Origin of the sequence: Variovorax paradoxus (assembly GCF_902712855.1) — a bacterium.
In the GTDB taxonomy this organism is placed as follows: Bacteria; Pseudomonadota; Gammaproteobacteria; order Burkholderiales; family Burkholderiaceae_C; genus Variovorax; species Variovorax paradoxus_Q.
In genome coordinates, this window is the sequence record NZ_LR743507.1 from 1,121,604 (window position 1) to 1,145,064 (window position 23,461).

19 protein-coding genes and 2 pseudogenes are annotated in these 23,461 nt (G+C 68.7%); 16 read left to right on the plus strand and 5 right to left on the minus strand.

Annotated features, from left to right (window positions below; translation table 11 throughout):
• Positions 1-185 precede the first annotated feature (185 nt).
• Positions 186-2,360, minus strand: coding sequence for a malate synthase G (locus AACL56_RS05190; RefSeq protein ID WP_339088761.1), 2,175 nt, complete (start codon positions 2,358-2,360; stop codon positions 186-188).
• A gap of 200 nt (positions 2,361-2,560) precedes the next feature.
• On the opposite strand from AACL56_RS05190, the pseudogene hisC reads away from it, so the two are divergent.
• Both hisC and AACL56_RS05200 read left to right on the plus strand, forming a co-directional pair.
• Positions 2,561-3,544: pseudogene (gene hisC / locus AACL56_RS05195) on the plus strand (histidinol-phosphate transaminase); the annotation flags it as partial.
• Between the two features lie 86 nt (positions 3,545-3,630).
• On the plus strand, positions 3,631-4,599 hold the full coding sequence (locus AACL56_RS05200; protein WP_339088762.1) for a Bug family tripartite tricarboxylate transporter substrate binding protein: 969 nt from the start codon (positions 3,631-3,633) through the stop codon (positions 4,597-4,599).
• Positions 4,600-5,011: 412 nt separating this feature from the next.
• Here AACL56_RS05200 and AACL56_RS05205 read toward each other — a convergent pair whose 3' ends face one another.
• Complete coding sequence (locus AACL56_RS05205; RefSeq protein WP_339088763.1) at positions 5,012-5,752, minus strand: IclR family transcriptional regulator; 741 nt, start codon at positions 5,750-5,752, stop codon at positions 5,012-5,014.
• Positions 5,753-5,874: 122 nt separating this feature from the next.
• Between AACL56_RS05205 and AACL56_RS05210 the strand changes: the two genes are divergently transcribed.
• The 6 genes from AACL56_RS05210 to AACL56_RS05235 all read left to right on the plus strand — a co-directional run bounded on the left by AACL56_RS05210 (position 5,875) and on the right by AACL56_RS05235 (position 12,750).
• Positions 5,875-6,822, plus strand: a complete 948-nt coding sequence (locus tag AACL56_RS05210; protein WP_339088764.1) for a hydroxymethylglutaryl-CoA lyase — start codon at positions 5,875-5,877, stop codon at positions 6,820-6,822.
• Positions 6,815-8,023, plus strand: a complete 1,209-nt coding sequence (locus AACL56_RS05215; protein WP_339088765.1) for a CaiB/BaiF CoA transferase family protein — start codon at positions 6,815-6,817, stop codon at positions 8,021-8,023. The genes AACL56_RS05210 and AACL56_RS05215 overlap by 8 nt, the downstream gene beginning before the upstream one ends.
• Positions 8,024-8,027: 4 nt before the next feature.
• Positions 8,028-9,008: a Bug family tripartite tricarboxylate transporter substrate binding protein gene (locus AACL56_RS05220; protein WP_339088766.1), complete on the plus strand. Its 981-nt coding sequence runs from the start codon at positions 8,028-8,030 to the stop codon at positions 9,006-9,008.
• A gap of 90 nt (positions 9,009-9,098) precedes the next feature.
• Positions 9,099-10,025, plus strand: a complete 927-nt coding sequence (locus AACL56_RS05225; RefSeq protein WP_339088767.1) for a LysR family transcriptional regulator — start codon at positions 9,099-9,101, stop codon at positions 10,023-10,025.
• 187 nt (positions 10,026-10,212) lie between these two features.
• Positions 10,213-10,665 (plus strand): DUF2214 family protein, encoded by a 453-nt coding sequence (locus tag AACL56_RS05230; RefSeq protein ID WP_339088768.1) that lies wholly within the window; start codon positions 10,213-10,215, stop codon positions 10,663-10,665.
• Between the two features lie 15 nt (positions 10,666-10,680).
• Positions 10,681-12,750: a spermidine synthase gene (locus AACL56_RS05235; protein ID WP_339088769.1), complete on the plus strand. Its 2,070-nt coding sequence runs from the start codon at positions 10,681-10,683 to the stop codon at positions 12,748-12,750.
• A gap of 99 nt (positions 12,751-12,849) precedes the next feature.
• On the opposite strand, the gene AACL56_RS05240 is transcribed toward AACL56_RS05235, so the two are convergent.
• Entirely contained in the window at positions 12,850-13,191 is a 342-nt protein-coding gene (locus AACL56_RS05240; protein ID WP_339088770.1) for a hypothetical protein, read from the minus strand.
• Positions 13,192-13,323: 132 nt separating this feature from the next.
• Between AACL56_RS05240 and argS the strand changes: the two genes are divergently transcribed.
• From argS to AACL56_RS05275, 7 genes and pseudogenes are all read left to right on the plus strand, one after another.
• Entirely contained in the window at positions 13,324-15,009 is a 1,686-nt protein-coding gene (gene argS, locus AACL56_RS05245; protein ID WP_339088771.1) for an arginine--tRNA ligase, read from the plus strand.
• Between the two features lie 11 nt (positions 15,010-15,020).
• A pseudogene (locus AACL56_RS05250) lies at positions 15,021-15,784 on the plus strand (SPOR domain-containing protein).
• A 149-nt stretch (positions 15,785-15,933) separates the two neighbouring features.
• The gene (locus tag AACL56_RS05255) at positions 15,934-16,581 is read left to right on the plus strand and encodes a thiol:disulfide interchange protein DsbA/DsbL (RefSeq protein WP_339088772.1); all 648 of its coding nucleotides are present in this window, start codon (positions 15,934-15,936) and stop codon (positions 16,579-16,581) included.
• A gap of 191 nt (positions 16,582-16,772) precedes the next feature.
• A complete protein-coding gene (gene lptA, locus AACL56_RS05260) occupies positions 16,773-17,480 on the plus strand; it encodes a lipopolysaccharide transport periplasmic protein LptA (protein WP_339088773.1) in 708 nt (235 codons plus the stop codon).
• Complete coding sequence (lptB, locus tag AACL56_RS05265; protein ID WP_339088774.1) at positions 17,477-18,271, plus strand: LPS export ABC transporter ATP-binding protein; 795 nt, start codon at positions 17,477-17,479, stop codon at positions 18,269-18,271. Before lptA ends, lptB begins: the two co-directional genes overlap by 4 nt.
• A gap of 154 nt (positions 18,272-18,425) precedes the next feature.
• Entirely contained in the window at positions 18,426-20,027 is a 1,602-nt protein-coding gene (gene rpoN / locus AACL56_RS05270) for an RNA polymerase factor sigma-54 (RefSeq protein ID WP_339088775.1), read from the plus strand.
• Positions 20,028-20,171: 144 nt separating this feature from the next.
• Positions 20,172-21,725: a phospholipase D family protein gene (locus AACL56_RS05275; protein ID WP_339088776.1), complete on the plus strand. Its 1,554-nt coding sequence runs from the start codon at positions 20,172-20,174 to the stop codon at positions 21,723-21,725.
• A 19-nt stretch (positions 21,726-21,744) separates the two neighbouring features.
• Here the strand turns inward: AACL56_RS05275 and AACL56_RS05280 are convergent, their stop codons facing one another.
• Entirely contained in the window at positions 21,745-22,401 is a 657-nt protein-coding gene (locus AACL56_RS05280; RefSeq protein ID WP_339088777.1) for a LysE family translocator, read from the minus strand.
• Between the two features lie 145 nt (positions 22,402-22,546).
• Between AACL56_RS05280 and AACL56_RS05285 the strand changes: the two genes are divergently transcribed.
• On the plus strand, positions 22,547-22,801 hold the full coding sequence (locus AACL56_RS05285; protein ID WP_339088778.1) for a hypothetical protein: 255 nt from the start codon (positions 22,547-22,549) through the stop codon (positions 22,799-22,801).
• A 24-nt stretch (positions 22,802-22,825) separates the two neighbouring features.
• On the opposite strand, the gene AACL56_RS05290 is transcribed toward AACL56_RS05285, so the two are convergent.
• Positions 22,826-23,461, minus strand: coding sequence for a YceI family protein (locus AACL56_RS05290; protein ID WP_339088779.1), 636 nt, complete (start codon positions 23,459-23,461; stop codon positions 22,826-22,828).

Here is a 23,461-nt window from a genome sequence, read left to right on the forward strand (position 1 = left end):
CGACGCGCGTGATGCGTCGCGGGGCGATCGGTGCATTGCATCCCGGCTGCTGTTGATGCGGCGATTTCCGCGATGGCACCTGGAAATCGGCAAAGCACGTGGCGTCGCCCTTTTCCGCAAGCGCACGACCAAATGAAAACGGCGCCTGAAGGCGCCGTCATTTCATGTGCCGGTCGGACCGGGCATCAAGCCTCGCCCTTCACCTTCAGACGCCAAGCATGCAGCAGCGGCTCGGTGTAGCCGCTGGGCTGCTCGATGCCCTTGAACACCAGGTCCTGCGCCGCCTTGTACGCCGCCGAGGTGTCGAAGTTTCCGGCCATCGGCAGGTACAGCGGGTCGCCGGCATTCTGCTCGTCGACCACCTTGGCCATGCGCTGGAAGGTCTCGTCGACCTGCGCCTTCGTGACCACGCCGTGCAGCAGCCAGTTGGCGATGTGCTGGCTGGAGATGCGCAGCGTGGCGCGGTCTTCCATCAGGCCGACGTTGTGGATGTCGGGCACCTTCGAGCAGCCCACGCCCTGGTCGATCCAGCGCACCACGTAGCCGAGGATGCCCTGCACGTTGTTGTCGATCTCCTGCTGCTTCTCGGCGTCTGTCCACTTGGCTTCGGCGGCGATCGGCACCTGCAGCAGCGCGTTGAGGATGTTGTCGCGCTCCGCGTCGGCGTCGATCTTCTCGAGTTCCTGCTGCACCGCGGTCACGCTGACCTGGTGGTAGTGCAGCGCGTGCAGCGTGGCGGCGGTGGGCGAGGGCACCCAGGCGGTGTTGGCACCGGCCTTGGGATGGCCGATCTTCTGCTCGAGCATCGCGGCCATCAGGTCGGGCATGGCCCACATGCCCTTGCCGATCTGCGCCTTGCCGCGCAGGCCGCACGAGAGGCCGACCAGCACGTTGTTCTTTTCGTAGGCGCCGATCCACGCGCTGGACTTCATGTCGCCCTTGCGGATCATCGCTCCGCCCTGCATGGCGGTGTGCATCTCGTCGCCGGTGCGGTCGAGGAAGCCGGTGTTGATGAAGGCCACGCGCGCAGCCGCTTCGGCGATGCAGGCCTTCAGGTTCACGCTGGTGCGGCGCTCCTCGTCCATGATGCCGAGCTTCACCGTGTTGGCGGGCAGGCCGAGCAGCTGCTCGACGCGGCCGAACAGCTCGCTCGCGAAGGCCACTTCGGCCGGGCCGTGCATCTTCGGCTTGACGATGTAGATGCTGCCGGTGCGCGAGTTGCCCTTGCGCTTGAGGTCGATGGTGGCGATGGTGGTGGTGACCACGGCATCGAGGATGCCTTCGGGGATTTCCTTGCCGCCCGCATACAGGATGGCCGGGTTGGTCATCAGGTGGCCCACGTTGCGCAGGAACATGAGCGAGCGGCCGTGCAGCTTCACGGGCTTGCCGTCGGCACCGGTGTACTCGCGGTCGGGGTTCAGTCCGCGCGTGAAGGTCTTGCCGCCCTTGGCGACTTCCTCGGTCAGCGTCCCCTGGACGATGCCGAGCCAGTTGGAATAGGCGACGACCTTGTCGGCGGCGTCGACCACGGCCACCGAGTCTTCCAGGTCGAGGATGGTCGAGAGCGCGGCTTCGAGCACCAGGTCGCTCACGCCGGCGGTGTCGGTCTTGCCGATGGGCGTGCTGCGGTCGATGCGGATGTCGAGGTGGATGCCGTTGTGCTTGAGCAGCACCGACGACGGCGCCGCGGCGTCGCCCTGGTAGCCGATGAACTGCGAAGCATCGGCGAGGCCCGTGCTGCTGCTCTGCAGTGCGACGACCAGCTTGCCGTCCTTCACGCTGTAGCCGGTGGCGTTCTTGTGCGAGCCGTTGGCCAGCGGTGCGGCCTGGTCGAGCACGCTGCGCGCGAACTCGATGACCTTGGCGCCGCGCGCGGGGTTGTAGCCCTTGCCCTTCTCGGCGCCGCCGGTCTCGGGGATGGCGTCGGTGCCGTAGAGCGCGTCGTACAGCGAGCCCCAGCGTGCGTTGGCGGCGTTGAGTGCATAGCGCGCGTTCAGGATCGGCACCACCAGTTGCGGGCCGGCCTGCTGGGCGAGTTCGGCGTCGACATTGGCGGTCGTGGCCTTCGTGCCCTTGGGTTGCGGCAGCAGGTAGCCGATCTTTTCCAGGAAGGCGCGGTAGGCCGGCATGTCGGCGATCGGGCCGGGGTTCTTCTTGTGCCAGGCGTCGAGCTCGGTCTGCAGGCGGTCGCGTTCGGCGAGCAGCGCGATGTTCTTCGGCGCGAGGTCGCTCACGATGGTGTCGAAGCCCTTCCAGAAGACGTCGCTGGCCACGCCGGTGGCGGGCAGGACCTTGTCTTCGATGAAGCGGTGGAGTTCGGTCGCGACCTGGAGTCCGTGGGCGGTGGTGCGGGCGGTCATGGGGGTTCTCCTTGAGAAAGATGCAATCCTGGAATGAACTTTATTCGATACCTTGTTGGCAAGTAAGAGCCGGAAGCGGGATTTATCTGTGACAAAAATGAGGGTAATGAGCGGTTGGCAGTGGCATCTCGACGAGGGTAGGCACCAATAAAGGCGCCGAAGGCCGGCGATATATTTAAGTTCTTAAATAAATCCGGCCTGCTTCCATGATCCTCCTGGCTTCCAACGAAAACCCGCTCGGCATGCCCGAATCGGCCCGCCGCGCGGCGGCCGCGGCGCTCGAAGGCGCGGGCAACTATCCCGACAGCAACGGCACGGCGCTGAAGCACGCGCTGGCTGCCCGGCTCGACGTGCCGCCGGACTGGCTCACGCTCGGCAGCGGCTCGAGCGAGATCCTCGAGCTCGCGGCGCAGGTGAGTCTGAAGCCGGGCGAGGGCGTCGTCTACTCCCAGTACGGTTTTGTGGTCTATGCGCAGGCCACGGCGCACGCCCATGCGCGCGCCACCGTGGTGCCGGCGCGCGAGCACGGCCACGACCTCGATGCGATGCGCGCCGCCATCGGCGACGACACGCGGCTGGTGTTCGTCGCCAATCCCAACAACCCGACCGGCACCTTCATCGAAGCCGCGCCGCTGCTGGCCTTCCTGCAGTCGGTGCCTTCGCACGTGACGGTGCTGCTGGACGAGGCCTACACCGAATACCTCTCGCCCGCGCAGCGCTACGACAGCATCGGGTGGGTGCGCCGCCTGCCGAACCTGATCGTGGCACGCACCTTTTCCAAGGCCTTCGGCCTGGCGGGGTTGCGCATCGGCTACGCCGTGTCGCAGCCGGCGCTGGCCCTGCGCATGAACGCGCAGCGCCCGCGCTTCAACGTGACCACGCCGGCGCAGGCCGCGGCGGTGGCCGCGCTGGGCGACGCGGATTTCCTTGCGCGCACCTACCAACTCAACACCGCGGGCCGCGAGCAGCTCGCGGCGGGCTTCGCCGAACTCGGCCTTCCGTACGTGCCGTCGTCGGGCAACTTCCTGATGGTGCAGGTCGGCGACGCGCAGGCCGTGCACGCGCGGCTGCTGGCGGCCGGCATCGAAGTCTCGCTGCTGGGCAACTACGGGCTGCCCGAATGGCTGCGCATCAGCATCGGCCTGCCGGAGCAGAACCGGGCGCTGCTGGCTGCGCTGCGCTGAGATTCGTCGAGATGCGTTGACATGAGCCCAGGCCGCGCCGGCCGGGCCGGTTTTCTTCAGACCACCACCCCGAGGAGACGAAGACGATGAAACGCCGACAGTTCGCAGCGCGCGCCGCTGCTGCCTTTGCCGCCACGGCCGCCGCGCCGTGGGTGTTCGCGCAAGACCGCACGGTCCGGATACTGGTCGGTTTTCCGCCGGGCGGGTCTGTGGACGTGGTGGCGCGCGTGCTCGCCGACAAGATGCGCGTGTCGCTCGGCCAGAACGTGATCATCGACAACAAGCCGGGCGCGGCCGGCCGGCTGGCGCTGGGCGAACTCCGGCGCACCGCGCCGGACGGCTACACGCTGGCCTTCTCGCCGAGCGGCGCGATGGTGATCCACCCGTGGCTCTACCCGAACCTCGGCTACGACCCGGCGAAGGACTTCACGCCGATCTCGCTCGGCAGCACATTCGACTTCGCCGTGACGGCCGGCCCCGGTGCGCCGGCCGGCGACCTGAAGGCGGTGCTGGCCTGGATGAAGGCCAACCCCGCCAAGGCCAACTACGCCACCTCGGGCGCGGGCACCGTGCCGCACTTCGCGGGACAGCTCATCGCGCAGGCGGCCGGCGTGCCGATGACGCACGTGGCCTACCGCGGCGGCGCGCCCGCCGCGCAGGACCTCATCGGCGGGCAGGTGCCGCTGATGGTGGACACGGCCTCCGAGACCATCGAGCACCACCGCGCGGGCAAGGTGCGCATCCTCGCGGTGACGGGCGCTCAGCGCAGCCGCGCGCTGCCCGACGTGCCGACGCTGCAGGAGGCGGGCATCAACGTGACGGCCGATGCCTTCTTCGGGCTGTACGGCCCGCCGGGCATGCCGCCCGAGCTGGTCGCACGCATCGACAGGTCGGTGGCCGACGCGATGCGCATGCCCGACGTGCAGGAGAAGATTTATTCGCTGGGCCTGGTGCCCGCGCATGCCGGGCCGGCGGAGCTCGCGGCCATCCAGGCGGCGCACCTCAAGCGCTGGGAGATGCCGATCAAGAACTCGGGCTTCAAGGCAGAGGCATAAGCTCGCCCCCAGGCTTCGCGCACTTCGTGTCGCTACTCCTTCCCCCTACCGGGGGCAACACCTAAGGCCCGGCGAAGCCGGTTCCTTGGTGTTCTTGGTTCGCCCCCAGGATGCGCGGCACTTCGTGTCCGCTTCTCCTTCCCCCTACCGGGGGCAACACCTAAGGCCCGGCGAAGCCGGTTCCTTGGTGTTCTTGGCTCGCCCCCAGGATGCGCGGCACTTCGTGTCCGCTTCTCCTTCCCCCTACCGGGGGCAACACCGGAGGCCCGGCAGAGCCGGTTCCTCGGTGTTCCTGGACTCGCCCCCGGGCTTCGCGCACTTCGTGTCGCTTCTCGTACCCCCTCCGGGGGCAACACCTTCGGCCCGGCAGAGCCGGTTCGTCGGTGTTTCTGGCCAGGACTGGGCAAGCCGATCAGACCTGCCCGCTGAGCCCCTTCGCCGCGGCGCGCACGGGCTCGACATAAGCCTCGTCGTACCGGTGCGTGGGCATCGTCAGCGTGACTGCCGCGGCGAGGCTGCCGTCCGCATGGAACACCGGCGCCGAGATGCCCGCCAGCTCGGCGGTGCGGTCGCCGACCAAAGCGCACCAGCCCTGCGCGCGGATGCCGTCGTACAGCTTGCGCTCCTTGGCGCCGCGCGGCAGCTCGGCTTCCGGGCCGAAGGCGATCAGCACGCGCGCGCCGGCGCCGCGGTCGTTGGGCAGGAGGTCGCCCGCGCGCACGTGGTCGCGCACCACATGCGATGAATCGACGCGGAACTGGCACAGCCGCACCCAGCTGTCGCCCTGCGCCTGCCGCACGTGGTACGCCGCGCTCTCGCCGGTGGCCGCGACGAGCGCGCGCAGCACCGGCAGCACGATGCGGTCCAGCGACTGCGACGCGGCATAGAGCCCGTGCAGCCTCGCGATCTCCATGCCGAGCGCATAGCGCCCGTCGTCCTGCCGGCGGATCAGCCGCGCATGCTCGAGCGAGGCGAGCAGCCGCAGCACGGTGCTCTTGTACAGCTGCGTGCGCTCGGCGAACTGCGCGAGCGTCAGCGCCTCGTCGCCGGGCTGGAAGGCCGACAGCAGGCTCAGGGCGCGATCGACCGCGGCGGCGCCGCCGGGCGCGGCGTTGAGGTCGGACACGGATTCGGTCTGGGCTTTGCGGGGCATGGGACGGGCCTTGGGTTGACAGCCGGCGGGATCGACGGTCTAATTCTGTTGATTGGAATTTAGTTCTGTCAGATAGAATTGTCAAGCGAAGCATCCGAGCTTCGTCCCAGGAGACACCCTCGATGACATCCCCCGACGTCCTCATCAGCGAGGTGGGCCCGCGCGACGGCCTGCAATCGGTGAAGGCGACCATGCCCACCGCCGACAAGCTGCGCTGGATCGACGCGCTCCACGCCGCTGGCGTGCGCGAGATCGAGGTCGCTTCCTTCGTTCCCGCGAAGCTGCTGCCCCAGATGGCCGACGCCGCCGACGTGGTGCGCCACGCCGTCACGCTGCCCGGCCTCGTGGTGATGGCGCTGGTGCCCAACCGCAAGGGCGCGCAGGCCGCGCTCGAGGCGGGCGTGCACAAGCTCACCATGCCGGTGTCCGCCAGCGTGGCGCATTCGCTGGCCAACGTGCGCAAGACGCCGACAGAAATGGTCGAGGAGGTGCGCGCCATCGCCGAGTTGCGCCGCGCCACCGCGCCGCAGGTGAAGCTCGAAGCGGGCATTTCCACCGCCTTCGGCTGCACGCTGCAGGGGCTGGTGCCCGAGGACGACGTGATCCGCCTGGCCGCGCAGTGCATCGAAGCGGGCGCCGACGAATCGGGCCTGTCCGACACCGTGGGCTACGCCAACCCCGCGCAGGTGCGCCGCCTGTTCAGGCGCCTGCGCGCCGAGCTCGGCCAACACGCGGGCGCCGCGCACATGCACAACACGCGCGGCCTGGGCATCGCGAACTGCCTGGCCGCGTGGGACGAGGGCGTGCGCACCTTCGACGCCTCGCTCGGCGGGCTCGGCGGCTGCCCCTATGCGCCCGGCGCGTCGGGCAACGCCGTGACCGAAGACCTGGTCTTCATGTTCGAGGCCATGGGCGTGCGCACCGGCATCGACATCCAGAAACTCATCGCGGCGCGCGCGCCGCTCATGGCCGGCCTGCCGGGCGAACCGGTCTACGGCATGACGCCCGAAGCCGGCCTGCCGAAGGGCTTCGTCCAAGGTCTTGCCCAGGAACACACCGCACATGTCTGAAGCAAACACAGCCAACGCCGCCCACCCGCTGCCCTACGCCGGCGTGCGCGTCGTCGAGTTCACCCACATGGTCATGGGCCCGACCTGCGGCCTGCTGCTGGCCGACCTCGGCGCCGAGGTCATCAAGGTCGAACCGATCGAGGGCGACAACACGCGCCGCCTGCTGGGCTCGGGCTCGGGCTTCTTCCCGACCTTCAACCGCAACAAGAAGAGCATCGCGCTCGACCTGAAGCAGCCCGAAGGCGTGGAGGCCGCGCTGCGGCTCATCGCCACGGCCGACATCGTGAGCGAGAACTTCAAGCCCGGCACCATGAAGAAGCTGGGGCTCGACCACGAGACGCTGAGCAAGCTCAACCCGCGCCTGATCTACGTGAGCCACAAGGGCTTCCTGCCCGGCCCGTACGACCACCGCACCGCGCTCGACGAGGTGGTGCAGATGATGGGCGGCCTGGCCTACATGACCGGGCGCTCGGGCGACCCGCTGCGCGCGGGCACCAGCGTGAACGACATCATGGGCGGCATGTTCGGCGCCATCGGCGCCATGGCCGCGCTGCGCCAGCGCGAGCTCACGGGCAAGGGCTGCGAGGTGCAGTCGGCGCTGTTCGAGAACAACGTGTTCCTGGTGGCGCAGCACATGATGCAGTTCGCCGCCACCGGCAAGCCCGCCGACCCGATGCCCAGCCGCATCTCGGCCTGGGCCGTGTACGACGTGTTCACGGTGAAGGACGGCGAGCAGATCTTCCTGGCGGCCGTGAGCGACAAGCAGTGGGCCATCTTCTGCAAGGCCTTCGGCCTGGAGGACATGCTGGCCGACCCGCGCCTGAAGACCAACAACGACCGCGTGCGGGCGCGCGAATGGATGATGCCCATCCTGCGCTCGCACCTGGCGAACCACAGCGCGGCCGAGCTCGCGTCGGTGTTCGAGCAGAACGAACTGCCGTTCGCGCCCATCACCAAGCCGCAGGAGCTGTTCGACGATCCGCACCTGAACGCCACCGGCGGCCTCGCGCCGGTGCGCATGAACGACGGCAGCATGGCCAAGGTGCCGCTGGCGCCGTTCACGCTGGACGGCGAACGCCCGGGCATCCGGCTGCAGCCGCCGCACATCGGCGAGCACAGCCGCGAGCTGCTGAAGGAAGTGGGCTACAGCGATGAAGAGATCGCTGCGCTCGAGACACACCACATCACCCTCGGAGACTGACCCCATGAATTCCATCTCACGGCGCGCCTTGCTGGCGTGCGCCGCGGCTGCCGCATGCCTGAACGCCGCGCCCGCCCTCGCCGACGGCGCCTGGCCCGACAAGCCGGTGCGCCTGGTCGTGCCCTACACGCCCGGCGGCGCCACCGACATCGTGGCGCGGCTGATCGCGCAGAAGGTGATCGACGACACGAAGTGGACCTTCATCGTCGACAACCGCGCGGGCGGCAACGGCAACATCGGCATGGACGTGGTCGCCAAGTCCAAGCCCGACGGCTACACCATCGGCCTGGGCCAGACCGCCAACCTGGCGATCAACCCGACGCTGTTTCCCAAGATGCCCTACGACGCGCTGAAGGACCTCGTGCCCGTGGCCGTGGTGGCGTCGCAGCCGGTGGTGCTGGTGGTGCGCGCGGACGCGCCCTACAAGTCGCTGGCCGACCTGATCGCGGCCGCCAAGGCCCATCCGGGCGAGATCAAGCAGGCGCTCGCGGGCACCGGCACGCTGGGCCACATGGCCGGCGAGGTGCTGGCCAAGCGCGCGGGCTTCAAGGTGCTGAACGTGCCCTACAAGGGCGCCGCGCCCGCCATCACCGACCTGCTGGGCGGCCAGACCGACTGCATGTTCGCCACGCCGCAGGGCGCGCTGGCGATGGTGAAGGGCGGCAAGCTGCGCGCGCTGGCCGTCACCTCGGCCAAGCGCCTGCCGGTGATGCCCGAGGTACCGACCGTGGCCGAGAGCTACAAGGGCTTCGAGGCGGTGGACTGGAAGGCCCTGGTCGTGCCGGCAGGCACCAGCCCCGACATCGTGAAGAAGCTGAACGCCGCCGTCGACAAGGCGCTGGCCAAGCCCGCCACCATTTCGCAGCTGCTGGCCGAAGGCAGCACGCCCGTCGGCGGCAGCCCGGAGCAGGCGGCGCAGTACATCAAGGCGGAACACGCGCGCTGGGGCGCGGCGGTGCGCTCGGCCGGCGTTCGCCCGGAATAAGCCCCAAAGTACCGGGCTGGCGCGAACAGGCGGTGCCTGCCCGGCGGGCGGACGGATACAGGACGATGAGGACGATATAGTTTCCGCCCCATGGACCGCTTGAAGCAGCTCGAATCCTTCGTCTCGGTCGCGACCCGGGGCGGGCTCACGGCCGCGGCCAAGGCCGAGGGCGTGGCGCCCGCCATCATGGGCCGCCGGCTCGACGCGCTGGAGGAGCGCCTGGGCGTGAAGCTGATGGTGCGCACCACGCGGCGCATCACGCTCACGCACGAGGGCAGTGCCTTTCTGGAGGACTGCCAACGCCTGCTCACCGAGTTCGCCAACGCCGAAGCCAGCGTCAGCGCAGGTGGCGTCAAGGCCAGCGGGCACCTGCGCGTGACCGCGCCGGCCGGCTTCGGGCGCCGCCACGTCGCGCCGCTGGTGCCGCGCTTCCACGCGCTGCACCCCGAAGTGACGATCTCGCTGAACCTCAGCGACCGCGTGGTCGACGTCACCGGCGAGAGCTTCGACTGCGCGGTGCGCGTGGGTGACCTGCCCGACTCCTCGCTGGTGAGCGTGCGGCTGGCCGACAACCGCCGCCGCTGCGTCGCCACGCCCGAGTTCGTGCGGCGGCACGGCAAGCCGAAGCATCCGGGCGAGCTGTCGCGCTTTGCCTGCCTCACGCTGTCGAGCGACGCCTCGCAGACGCGCGGCTGGGCCTTTCGCATCACCGCCGAGAGCGGCGCGCAGGAGTTGATCCACCTGCGCCCCAGCGGTCCGCTCGACTGCTCCGACGGCCAGGTGCTGCACGACTGGTGCCTGGCCGGCCACGGCATCGCGTGGCGCAGCACCTGGGAGGTCGAGGCCGAGATCGACGCCGGCCTGCTGGTGCCCCTGCTCGACGAGTTCGCCGCCCCGCCCAACGGCATCTACGCCGTGTTCGCCGGCGCCAAGCACCTGCCGCTGCGCGTGCGACTGTGGCTTGATTTCCTCAAGGAGCAGTACGGCAACCCGGAATTCTGGGGCGGAAGGGTGTAGACACAGTAGACGCTGCGTCACAATCTGCCCACATTCCAAAATTCCATAGTCGCTCCCTGAGACGACGGCGCCCGAGTCTTTTCGCAGAACACCGAGGAACCGGTTTTGCCGGGCCTCGGGTGTTGCCCCCGGCAGGGGGTCGGAGAAGCGACACGAGGTGCGCGAAGCCTGGGGCGAGCCAATCTCGATGACCCTCGAAGCCATCCTCGCCTACCTTCACCTGCTGGCCATCCTCACGATGGTCGTGTTCATCTCCAGCGAAGCGGCGCTGTGCCGCGTGCAGTGGCTCAATGCAGCGGTGGTGGAGCGGCTGGCCAGGGTCGACATGGTCTACGGCATCGCCGCCATCGCGGTGCTCGCCACCGGCATCGCGCGCACCTGGTGGGGCGTGAAGGGCACGGCCTGGTACTGGACCAACCCGCTGCTGCACGTGAAGCTGGGGCTCTTCATCATCGTCGGCGTGGTGTCGATCTTTCCGACGCTCACCTACTTCCGCTGGCGCAAGACGCTGCGCGCCACCGGCAAGCTGCCCGCCGAGGACGACGTGAAGAAGACGCGCAAGCTGGTGATGATCCAGGCGCACCTGATCGCGCTGATTCCGCTGGTGGCCGTGTTCCTGGCCCGCGGCTTCGGCAAGTAGGCACGCGCCGCCGTCATGCGACACCCCGGCATCCAGTTCCTGTTTGCCGGCACCATCTTCAGCAGCGCGTTCCTGCTGTTCCTGGTCCAGCCGCTGATCGCGAAACAGATCCTGCCGTGGTTCGGCGGTTCGGCCGCCGTGTGGTCGATCTGCATGGTGTTCTTCCAGGTCGTGCTGCTGGGCGGTTACGCGTACGCCGACTGGGTCACCCGCCGCCTGCGCCTGCGCGCGCAGGCCATGCTGCACGTGGCGCTGCTGCTCGCCAGCCTGGCGTTCCTGCCGATCGTGGTGGGCGCGCAGTGGAAGCCGGCGGGCACCGAAGACCCGGCCTGGCGCATCCTGGGCCTGCTCTTCGGCACCATCGGCCTGCCGTACTTCCTGCTGTCGACCACCGGGCCGCTGGTGCAGTCGTGGGTGGCGCGCACGCCGTGGGGCGCGCAGGTGTACCGTTACTTCTCGCTGTCGAACCTGGCCTCGCTGCTGTCGCTGCTGAGCTATCCGGTGCTGATCGAGCCGCGCAGCTCGCTGCTGCAGCAGGCGCATGGATGGTCGTGGGGCTACGCGGCGTTCGTGCTGCTGTGCGCCGGCACCACGCTGTACATGGCCCGCCAGTGGTCCGCCGACGAGACGCCCCCGCCTTCGCCCACGACGCCCACGACGCCCACGACGTCCGCGCCGGGCCAGTCCGCCATGGCCGGCACGCCGCCCCGCGTCGCCGACCAACTGCTGTGGCTCGCGCTGCCGGCGCTGGCGTCATGGCTGCTGCTGGCCGTGACGAACCACATCACCCAGAACGTGGCCGCGGTGCCGTTCCTGTGGGTGCTGCCGCTGTCGCTGTACCTGCTGACCTTCGTGCTGTGCTTCGAGAGCGACCGCTGGTACCGCCGCGGCGTGTTCCTGCCGCTGGCCGCCGCCATGCTGCTGCTGTGCGCGTTCGGGCTGCAGAACCGCATCGGCGCCGAAGTGCATGTGGCCCTGCCGCTCTACGTCTCGGGCCTGTTCGTGCTGTGCATGTTCCTGCACGGCGAGACCGCGAGGCTGCGGCCGGGCCCGCGCTACCTGACGCGCTTCTACCTGATGCTGTCGCTCGGCGGCGCGCTGGGCGGGGTCGCGGTGGGGCTGGTCGCGCCGCACGTGCTGGCCGCGTACTACGAACTGGGCCTCGGCCTGATGCTGACCGCGCTCGCGGCGGTCGCCGTGCTGCGGCAGCGGGCGTGGCTGCGCGGCTGCTGCGTGGCGCTCGCGGCCTGCTGCACGCTCTTCCTGCTGCTGCAGGTCGGCAGCGACCGCGCCGGTGCGCGCAGCCTGCAGCGCAATTTCTATGGCTCGCTGCTGGCGTACGACACCGCGCGCGATCCGCCGTCCGACAGCGTGCGCCAGCTGGCGCACGGTTCGGTGAAGCACGGCGCGCAGTTCCTCGACCCGGCACGGCGGCGCGTGCCGACCACCTACTACGGCGAGACCTCCGGCATCGGCCGCGCGATCGCCGCCGCGCCGGACGGGCCGCGCCGCGTGGGCCTGATCGGCCTGGGCACCGGCACGCTTGCAGCCTACGGCCGCCGCGGCGACGTCTACCGGGTCTACGAGATCAACCCGCAGGTGTTCGCGCTGGCGGACGAGGAGTTCACCTTCCTGCGCGACAGCGCCGCCCGCATCGAGCGCGTGCTCGGCGACGCCCGTCTGGCGCTGGAGCGCGAACCGGTGCAGGGTTTCGACGTGCTGGCGGTCGACGCCTTCTCGGGCGATTCGGTGCCGGTGCACCTGCTCACGGCCGAGGCGATGGACACCTACCTGCGGCACATGCGGCCCGATGGCGTGATCGCCTTCCACGTGACCAACCGGTTCCTGGCCCTGGCGCCGGTGATCGCGAAGGTGGCCGAGACGCGCGGGCTTCACGCGGTGCTGGTGCACGACGAGGCCGAGCAGGCCGAATGGCTGCGTCGCACCGACTGGGTGCTGGTGGCGCGAAACCCGCAGGTACTGTCGCGCGAGCCGGTGGGCGCGGTAGCGACGCCCATTGCCACCGAAGCAGACCAGCGCCCCTGGACCGACGACTTCAACAACCTGCTGGGCGCGCTGAAATAGACGTACGGACGTCCGGGACAGGCGCGGCCCCCCCCCAAAAAAAAAAAAGAGCCCGCATGCAGCGGGCGTCTTTTCACAAGTGTCAGCAGCGGCGCGGGCTCAGCCCTTGGCGGCGTCGGCTTCGCACTTCTTCATGAAGCTGTTCTTGGCGGCACCGGCCAGGGCCTTGCCGTTCTTGTCCACGGCCTTGGCGGCGCAGGCGGGGGCGGCGGCGGACTTGTTGTCCTTCTCGCACTTCTTGACGAAGCTGGCCTTGGCGGCGCCGGCGAGGGCCTTGCCGTTCTTGTCGACGGCCTTGGCGTCACACGTGGCGCCGGCAGCCGGTGCGGCCATGGCGGGGGCTGCCGCGGGCGCGGCGGCCTTGTCCTGGGCGTAGGCGCTGAAAGACAGGCAGGCGCCGAGGGCGACGGTGGAGGCGACCAGGGAAAGGAGCTTCTTCATGATGGGATGTGTCCTTGCAAGGTTGGTTGTGACAGTTGCCCCGCCCCGGGGCCGACCACCTCAACGGCCGAAGTTGCCGGTTGGATGACGATCGTTAACTGGCCCCGGGTTTGCCCCCGGTAAAATTTGCGCATGCTATTGGTCAAACAGGAGCTGCTCGCGGCGCTCGCGAACACGCTCGAATCCCTCTCGCCCGGCGCCGGCTCCAAGGCCGCGTTCGAGTCGCCCAAGGTGGCTGCCCATGGCGATTTCGCCAGCACGGCCGCCATGCAGCTCGCCAAACCGCTGGGCCAGAAGCCCCGCGAGCTGGCCGAGCGACTGAGCACCGCGCTGCTCGCCACCCCCGCCTTCGCCCAATGGGTCGAGGCGATCGAGATCGCCGGTCCCGGTTTTCTCAACATCCGTCTCAAGACGGCCGCCAAGCAGCAGATCGTGCGCGAGGTGCTGTCGGCGGGCGAGGCCTTCGGCCAGCAGCCGGCCACGGGCGAGAAGGTGCTGGTGGAGTTCGTCTCCGCGAACCCGACCGGCCCGCTGCACGTGGGCCACGGCCGCCAGGCTGCGCTGGGCGACGCCATCTGCAACCTGCGCGCCTCGCAGGGCGAGAGCGTGTGGCGCGAGTACTACTACAACGACGCCGGCGTGCAGATCCAGACGCTGGCCAACAGCACGCAGCTGCGTGCCCGCGGCTTCAAGCCCGGCGACGCCGAATGGCCCAGCGGTGAGAAGGCGCCGGCATACAACGGCGACTACATCGCCGAGATCGCCGCCGACTTCAAGGCGAAGAAGACCGTCAAGTCGGAAGACCGCGAAGTCACCGCGACCGGCGACATCGAGGACATCGAGGCCATCCGCGAATTCGCCGTGGCCTACCTGCGCCGCGAGCAGGACCTGGACCTGCAGGCCTTCCGCGTGCGTTTCGACCAGTACTACCTGGAGTCGAGCCTCTACACCAGCGGCCGCGTCGATGCCGCGGTACGCAAGCTCGTGGCTGCCGGCAAGACCTACGAGCAGGACGGCGCGCTGTGGCTGAAGTCGACCGACTACGGCGACGACAAGGACCGCGTGATGAAGAAGCAGGACGGTACGTACACGTACTTCGTCCCCGACGTGGCGTATCACATCGCCAAGTGGGAGCGCGGCTTCCACAAGGTCATCAACATCCAGGGCACCGACCACCACGGCACCATCGCGCGCGTGCGCGCCGGGCTGCAGGCGGCGGGCGAAGGCATTCCCGAGGGCTATCCCGACTACGTGCTGCACACCATGGTGCGTGTCATGAAGGGCGGCGAGGAGGTCAAGATCAGCAAGCGCGCCGGCAGCTACGTCACGCTGCGCGACCTGATCGAGTGGACCAGCACCGACGCGGTGCGCTTCTTCCTGCTCAGCCGCAAGCCCGACACCGAATACACCTTCGACGTCGACCTCGCCGTCACGAAGAACAACGACAACCCGGTGTACTACGTGCAGTACGCGCATGCGCGCATCTGCTCGGTGCTCGCCGGTTGGGGCGGCGACGCCGCCACGCTGAAAAACGCCGACCTGTCGCCGCTGGAAAGCCCGGCCGCGCAGGCCCTGATGCTGCTGCTGGCCAAGTACCCCGCCATGCTGACCGCCGCGGCACGCGATTTCGCGCCGCACGACGTCACCTTCTACCTGCGCGAACTGGCCGCCAGCTACCACAGCTACTACGACGCCGAGCGCATCCTGGTCGACGACGAGAAGGTCAAGCTGGCCCGCCTGGCGCTGGTCGCCGCCACCGCGCAGGTGCTGCACAATGGCCTCGCGATTCTCGGCGTCAGTGCGCCGAGCAAGATGTGAACCACCTCACCATGAAGAAGACAACCAGACAACGCGGCAACATCGTCATCGGCCTGATCATCGGGCTGGTGCTCGGCCTGGGTGTCGCGCTGGGCATCGCGGTCTACGTGACCAAGGTGCCGATCCCGTTCGTGACCAAGACGCAGCGCGGCGGCGCCGAGCAGGACGAGGCCGAGGCCCGCAAGAACCGCGACTGGGATCCGAACGCGCCGCTGGCCGGCAAGGCGGGGGCTGCCAAGCCGGCGCCCGCCGCGACCGGCCCGGTCAACCCGATCACCGGTGAACCGGCCACCGCCGCCGTCGCCCCCGGCACCCCACCGCCCACCACCGCGGCACCGGTGCCCGTGGTGGTCCGCCCAAGCCGCCGCGCACCGCGCCGGTGCCGGCCGAAGCCAACGCGCTGCCGCCGTCGAACGATCCGCTGGGCGATCTGGCCCGTGCACGCTCCGGCAGCGTGTCCGGCAACAGCGGCGCCACCACCACGGCGTCCGCCGCGCCGAGCGCCAACAGCAATGCGGCCGCCAGTTCCGGCGCCGATCCGTTCATGTACTTCGTGCAGGCCGGCGCCTTCCGCACCACCGACGACGCCGAGGCGCAGCGCGCCAAGCTCTCGCTGATGGGCGTGGAAGCCAAGGTCACCGAGCGCGAGCAGGCGGGCCGCACCGTCTACCGCGTGCGCGCCGGCCCGTTCAACAAGAAGGACGATGCCGACCGCCTGAAGGACCGCCTCGACGGCGGCGGCATGGAATCTGCGCTGGTCCGCGTGCAGCGCTGACCCCCGCAAACGACACGAATAGCCCTTAAGCTCCGCGCGGCGGCGTTTGCCGCCACCATCCATCGCGCTAAGCCTGTGCGCGCCGGGGGCGGGGGAACTCCCCGCCACGCGCCGGCTCAGTCTGCCGTACCAACTGGAGAACCCTTTCAATGAAACGTCGTGACTTTTCGCTGGCCGCCACCTCGCTCGGGCTGCTGTCCCTGGCCGCCAACCCGGCCAACGCCCAGGCGCGCGCGCCCAAGGCCGGCACCGAGTACCTGGTGCTCGACAAGCGCGCACCGGTCGACGCGCCGGCCGGCAAGATCGAAGTGGTCGAGTTCTTCTCTTACAACTGCCCGCATTGCAACGACTTCGAACCGGCCCTCGAAGCCTGGGTCAAGACGCTGCCGAAGGAAGTCGCGTTCCGCCGCATTCCCGTGCCGTTCGTGGGCAACGACGTCGAGGCCAAGCAGCGTCTGTACTACGCGCTGGAAGCCATGGGCAAGGTCGACGAGTTCCAGCCGAAGGTGTTCAACGCGATCCACGCGCAGCGCCAGAACGTGAACGGCGACGCCAACATCATTGCCTGGGCCACCGCCAACGGCCTGGACGGTGCCAAGTTCAAGGAAACCTTCACCTCGTTCAGCGTCGCCAGCAAGGCGAAGCGCGCCACGCAGATGACCGACGCCTACAAGGTGGCGGGCGTCCCCGCCATGGCAGTGGCCGGCCGCTGGTATGTCGATGGCGAGACCGCCGGCAACATGACCAAGGTGCTCCAGGTCGTGAACTACCTGATCGGCGAGGCAAAGAAGGGCTGATCCCCGGACTTCTCATCACTTCGCCAACCCCCGCAGGGGGCGGCACCTGCGGCCCGGCAAAAGCCGGTTCCGCGGTGTTCTGGTAGAAAGCTGGAACGAAAGTCAAGCCCGCCTCGGCGGGCTTTTTCCATCTGTGCGTGCGGGGCTGACGCAATCAGCCGCATACAATGCCGAGCAAGTTTCGTGCCTCTATGACATTGCATTCTTACTCCACCACTCCCCTCCTTCGTCGCATCGGCCGCATGGCCGCCGGCGCTCTCCTGCTGGCCGGTCTCGCTTCGGGCGCGCTGGCCGAGACCGCCGACCGCACCAAGCCGATGAACATCGAGTCGGATGCGATGCGCTACGACGACCTGAAGCAGACCAGCGTGTTCACGGGTAACGTTCTGGTGACGAAGGGCACGATCATCATCCGCGGCGCGCGCCTCGATGTGCGCCAGGACGCCGAGGGCTACCAGTACGGCGTGGTCACCGCGGCACCCGGCAAGCGCGCCTACTACAAGCAGAAGCGCAACGCGCCCGACGAGTGGATCGAGGGCGAATCGGAAGTCATCGAATACGACAGCCGTGCCGACAACGTCAAGTTCATCCGCAACGCCGTCATGCGCCGCCTGCTCGGCGCCACGCCGAACGACGAGAGCCAGGGCGCGCTGATCGTCTACGACCAGAGCAACGACACCTACACCGTCAACGGTTCCACCGTGCCGCCGAACACCGCCGTCAACGCGTCGGGCCCGGGCGGACGCGTCAGGACCATCCTGACCCCCAAGTCGGCGACCCAGCCAGCCCCGGGCGCCCCGGCCGGTGCCAAGGCACCGCCGCCCGCACCCACCCCGGCGCCCGGCAAGGGCCTGCGCCCGAGCAACACGCTCAGTGACGAGGGAGAAACCCGCAAGTGATCGAATCCGCTGGAACGCAGGACGCCAACGGCGCGCCGGGCAGCCGCCTGGTGGCGCGCGGCCTGAAGAAGAGCTACGGCAGCCGCACGGTGGTGAAGGACGTCTCGCTCGACGTGCAGAAGGGCGAAGTCGTCGGGCTGCTCGGCCCCAACGGCGCCGGCAAGACCACCTCGTTCTACATGATCGTCGGGCTGGTGCGTGCCGACGCGGGCGACATCACCATCGACGGCGAGCCCATCGCCCACATGCCGATCCATCGCCGCGCGCGCATGGGCCTGAGTTACCTGCCGCAGGAAGCCTCGATCTTCCGCAAGCTCACGGTCGAGGAAAACGTGCGCGCCGTGCTCGAGCTGCAGCAGGAGCCCGACGCCAACGGCAAGATGGCGCCGTTGTCGAAGGCGCACACCGAGGAGCGCCTGGCCGAGCTGCTGGCCGACCTGCGGGTGGACCACCTGCGCGATTCGCCCGCGCTGGCGCTGTCCGGCGGCGAACGCCGCCGCGTCGAGATCGCGCGTGCGCTGGCCACCCAGCCGCGCTTCATCCTGCTGGACGAGCCCTTCGCCGGCATCGACCCGATCGCGGTGATCGAGATCCAGCGGATCATCAGCTTCCTGAAGGAACGCGGCATCGGCGTGCTCATCACCGACCACAACGTGCGCGAGACGCTGGGCATCTGCGATCACGCATTCATCATCAGCGATGGACACGTGCTGGCACAAGGCACGCCTTCGGAGATCGTCGACAACGCCGAAGTGCGCAGGGTGTACCTCGGCGAGCACTTCCGGATGTGACCATGTTGCGAGGGTCAACGGCAGGCATGGTCGCCATGCGCGCGGGGTCCGCTTGGGAGGGCCGCCGCGCACGGCCGCCCGAAGCGGCCAGCCCGCCCCCGGCAGGGGGTTGGCGCAGCGCGAAGCGCGCAGCCTGGGGGGGAGCCACTTCTTCATGAAGCAAGGGCTGTCCCTTCGCGTCTCGCAGCATCTGGCATTGACGCCCCAACTGCAGCAGTCCATCCGGCTGCTGCAGCTCTCCACGCTCGAGCTGAGCCAGGAGGTCGAGCAGATGCTGGACGAGAACCCGTTCCTCGAGCGCACGGCCGAAGAAGCCGCGCGCGAGGAGTTCGGGCTCGACACGGCCGATGCGCCGGTCCCGCGCGACGACGACGGCGGCGGCAGCATCGACGGCGAGAGCGACTATGCGCCCCCGGCAGCCAGCACCGCCACCGCTTCCACGGAAACCGGCACCGCCGCCACCGATTCCGACGGTCCCGCCGCCGAGATCGCCGAGCGCGAGCCCGACTGGGAAGGCGACGGCACCGTCGACATGGCGCCCGACGACAGCGAATGGGGCAGCGATGCGCCCGCGCGCCAGAACAACCTGGGCGACGACGAACGCGCCGACGCCACCGAGCTCGCGCGCAGCCAGGAATCGCTGCAGTCCTTCCTGCACCGCCAGGCGCTGAGCCTGCGGCTGAACGAGAACGACAACGCCGCGCTGCGCTTCCTGATCGAATCGCTCAACGACGACGGCTACCTCGAAGACTCGCTGCCCGCGCTCGCTTCGGGCCTGGCCGGCGACGACAACGACCAGTTCGACGACCTCGTGCACCACTTCCAGGTGGCGCTCGGCCTGCTGCAGAGCCTGGAGCCCGCCGGTGTCGGCGCGCGCGACCTGGGCGAATGCCTGACCATCCAGCTGCGCGCCATGGCCGGCGAGGACGACACCGAGGAAGACGAACTGGTCCGCAAGACCGCCATGGCGATCTGCAAACAGCCGATGGAACTGCTCGCGCGGCGCGACTTCAAGCGGCTGGCCACGCTCACCCGCAGTTCCGAGGAGCTGGTGCGCTCGGCGCTGCAGGTCATCGCACGGCTGGAGCCCAAGCCTGGACGGCGCTTCGTCGACGTCGAGCGCAACATCGTCATCCCGGACGTTATCGTCACCAAGACGGGCCGCGGCACCAACGTCAAGTTCCGCGTCATGTTGAATCCCGAGGTCATGCCGCGCCTGCGTGTGCACGACATCTACGCCGGCGCGCTCAAGTCGCACAAGGGCGAGGGCAGCCAGGCGCTGTCGCAGCGGCTGCAGGAGGCGCGCTGGTTCATCAAGAACATCCAGCAGCGCTTCGACACCATCCTGCGCGTGAGCAACGCCATCGTCGAGCGGCAGAAGAGCTACTTCGTGCACGGCGAGCTCGCCATGCGCCCGCTGGTGCTGCGCGAGATCGCCGACGAGCTGGGCCTGCACGAATCCACCATCTCGCGCGTGACCACCGCCAAGTACATGGCCACGCCGTACGGCACGGTCGAGCTCAAGTACTTCTTCGGCTCCGCGCTGGGCACGGAGACCGGCGGCAACGCGTCGAGCACCGCGGTGCGCGCGCTCATCAAGCAGTTCGTGAGTTCCGAGAGCATCAAGAAGCCGCTGTCGGACAGCCAGATCTCCGAGATGCTGAAGGAGCAGGGCATCGAGTGCGCGCGCCGTACCGTCGCCAAGTACCGCGAAGCACTGCGCATCGCCCCTGCCAACCTGCGTAAAGCCTTGTAATTGGCACACCCCCAGGCCATGCGCACTTCGTGTCGCTTCGCCAACCCCCTTGCAGGGGGCAACACCCGCGGAGCGGCGGAGCCGGTTCCGCGGTGTTCCTCGAATGGGCTCGCGTGGCATCGGAGCGTGGCTGTGGTGCTTGCCATGCTCGTGCTGCTTGTCAGCGGCTGTGCCACGCTGCCCGACGAGGCCCCGCGCGCGCCCACCAAGGCCATGGCCGTCTCGGCCGACACGGCGCTGGGCAGGATCGCGATGGCCGCCCAGCCAGACCCCGACCTGAGCGGCTTCCGCCTGATGCCCGGTGGCGACTTCGCCTTCGACACCCGCATCCAGCTCGCCCGCCGCGCGCAGCGCACGCTGGACGTCCAGTACTACCAGATCGAGAACGACGAGACCGGCCGCTACCTGCTGCGCACCCTGCGCGACGCCGCGCTGCGCGGCGTGCGCGTGCGGGTGCTGATGGACGACCTCTACACCTCGGGCGAGGACGAGCTGCTGCGCGGTTTCGCCGCCACGCCCAATGTGGAGCTGCGCCTGTTCAACCCGTTCCCGGCCGGGCGCGGCAGCCTGCTGAAGCGCTTCACCGCGTCGCTGTTCGATTTCAGCCGCGTCAACCGCCGCATGCACAACAAGCTGTTCATCGCCGACGGCGCGATGGCGGTGGCGGGCGGGCGGAACATCGGCAACCAGTACTTCCGGCGCACCGCGGGCGAGAACTTCCTCGACCTCGACACCTTCGTCTCCGGTGCGCTGATCCCGCGGCTGGGCAGCCTGTTCGACCAGTACTGGAACAGCGTCTACGTGCGGCCGGTCGAATCGATCGTGGCCATCGACCTGTCGCGCGAGGAACTGCAGCGCCGCTTCGACATCGCCACCGCGCCCGACACCACGCCGCCCCCGCCGCCGCCCGCGCCCAACGACCTGCTGGGCTACAGCCCGATGGCGGACGATCTGGACAGCGGCAAGCTCAACCTGATCTGGACCCTGGCCGAGGCCTATGCCGATTCGCCCGACCGCGTGATCGGCAAGACCGCCTCCTATGGCGGCGTGCCGCTGCTCGACGTGGACAGCGTTCGCTACAACGTGGTCGAGCAGATGCGCCGTGCGCGCTCAGAGGTGACCATCGTTTCGCCCTACCTGATTCCGGGGGCGACCGGGCTGGAGGTGATGCGCGAGATCCGCCGGCGCGACGTGAAGATCAGCGTGGTCACCAATTCGCTGGCCGCCACCGACGAGCCGCTGGTGCACACCGCCTATCGCCGCTATCGCGCGGACATGCTCAAGCTCGGCGCCGACCTGTACGAGCTGAGCTCGACCCGCACTCGGCGCAGCGTGCGCCTGGGGTTGTTCGGCACCTCGGTGGGGCGGTTGCATGCCAAGTCGGCGGTGATCGACCGACGCACGCTGTTCGTCGGCTCCATGAACTTCGATCCGCGCTCGGAGTCGGCCAACACCGAGATCGGGCTGATCATCCACAGCCCCGAGATGGCGCAGCAGGTGCTCAAGCTGCTCGACGTGCTCAAGCAGCAGGGCGCCTACCGGCTGCGTTTTGCGCAGGGGAGCAACGAGTCGCGCCTCGAATGGACCAGCGACGACGCCGGCAAGCTCACCGTGCTGACCGAGGAGCCCGACTCGGGACTGTGGGACCGGATCATGCTCGAGATCCTGGCGCCGCTGACGCCCGAAAGCGTGCTCTGAGCCTGTGCGCGGGCCTCTTTCAGGTCCCGCCGCGCACCGCCGACCACACCAGCCGCAGGCCCAGCAGGCCCATCACACCGCCGGCCATGCGGTCGATCCAGGCCTTGTGGCGCAGGTAGGCCGAGCGCGGTGCCGCCGACGACAGCGCCAGCGCCACCACCGTGTACCAGCCGGTTTCGATGCAGAAGATGACTGCCGGCACCGCCAGCGCCAGCGCGAGCGGCACGTCGTGCGGCAGAAAGGCGGCAAAGATGCTGGCGTAGACCACCGCCGTCTTCGGGTTGCTGACCTGCGTGGCCAGGCCGTACAGGAAGGTGCGCCCGCGCCGGACACCGCTGCGCGCCGGCTGGCCGGGGGAGTTACCCGATTCCTGTGCCACGGACAGCGGCTGGCGCGCGCCGCGCCAGATGCGTACCCCGAGGTACACCAGATAGGCACCGCCGAATCCCTTGATCGCCAGATACAACCCCGGCACCGCCAGAAAAGCCGCCTGCAGGCCGGCCAGCGCCGCGATCGCGAACAGCAGCCCGCCCGCGCCCATGCCGAGTGCGGCTGCCAGTCCCTCGGGGCGGGAAACCATCGCCGTGCGGGCGACCATCACGAAACTGGGGCCCGGGCTCATGGCGCCGACGGCCATCGCTCCGGCAATTCCGAGCAGGGAAAGCGTGTTGTTCATCGGGTTCTGTCTCGCGGTCCTGTTACGAATGGCCGAAGTGCGTGCACAAATGCACGTTCATCAAAGATTGAAAATTAAACTCTAAGTAGTACACAGATAACTTTTGGTTTACATTTTGTCCATCGGAGTAACAACGATGCCAAAAATGAAAAACCTTCTTCTCCTGACCGTCTGGGCAGTAGCGCTGGCGTTTTTGCTCAGTTTCTTCTATTGGGGCGACGCCCCCATCGCCGAGCAACTGCTGTTCGGCGCGCTCATGACGGTCGCCACCGGCGGCTGGATGCTTGCCTTGCTGAACCTCCCGCGCGCCATCACCGCCGCGCGCAACTGGCTGAAATCGCCCAAGGACGGTGCCAAGCACCTCCGCGCCGCAGATTCGCGCAAGCCGGTCGCCCGCTGAGCGCCCGGCCACGGCGGGCCGGGGTCAGGGCTGGATGTTGACCGCCTCGACCTGCACCAGCAGTTTCACCTTGTTCTCGAAGCCGAAGTTCAGGCCCCAGGTGATTCCCCAGTCGCTGCGCTCCACGGTGGTCTCGAAGTCGCCGCCGCACACCTGCCGGTTGATGAGCGGACTCAGGTAGCAGTTGAAGCGCACCGCCTTCAGCGTCACCGGCCGGGTCTGCCCCATCAGCGTGAGTTTGCCGGGCACGTCGACCACCTTGTCGCCGCTGAACTCGATCCTGTCGGCGACGAAGCGCCCGGTCGGAAACTCCGCCACGTTGAAGAAGTCCTTGCTCTGCACGTGCCGGTTGAGCAGGTCGACACCGGTGTTGATGGACGTGATGTCCATCGTGATGTCGACCGACCCGCTGGCGCCCGAGCCGTCGATCTTCACCGTGCCGTCCTTGGTGCTGAAGCGCCCGCGGTTGGTGGTGGTGCCGTAGTGGCCCATCTCGTACATCACGAAGGTGTGGGTGGGATCGACCACGTAGGCGGCATTCTTCGCCGGGCCGCCCGAAGGCTTGGCGGCCACCGCCGGCGCGGTGTACTCCTGGGCCGGGACGCTCGCGCAGGCGAGGGCCGCGGCGGACAGCACGGCGACGGAAAGGAGCTTGTTCAT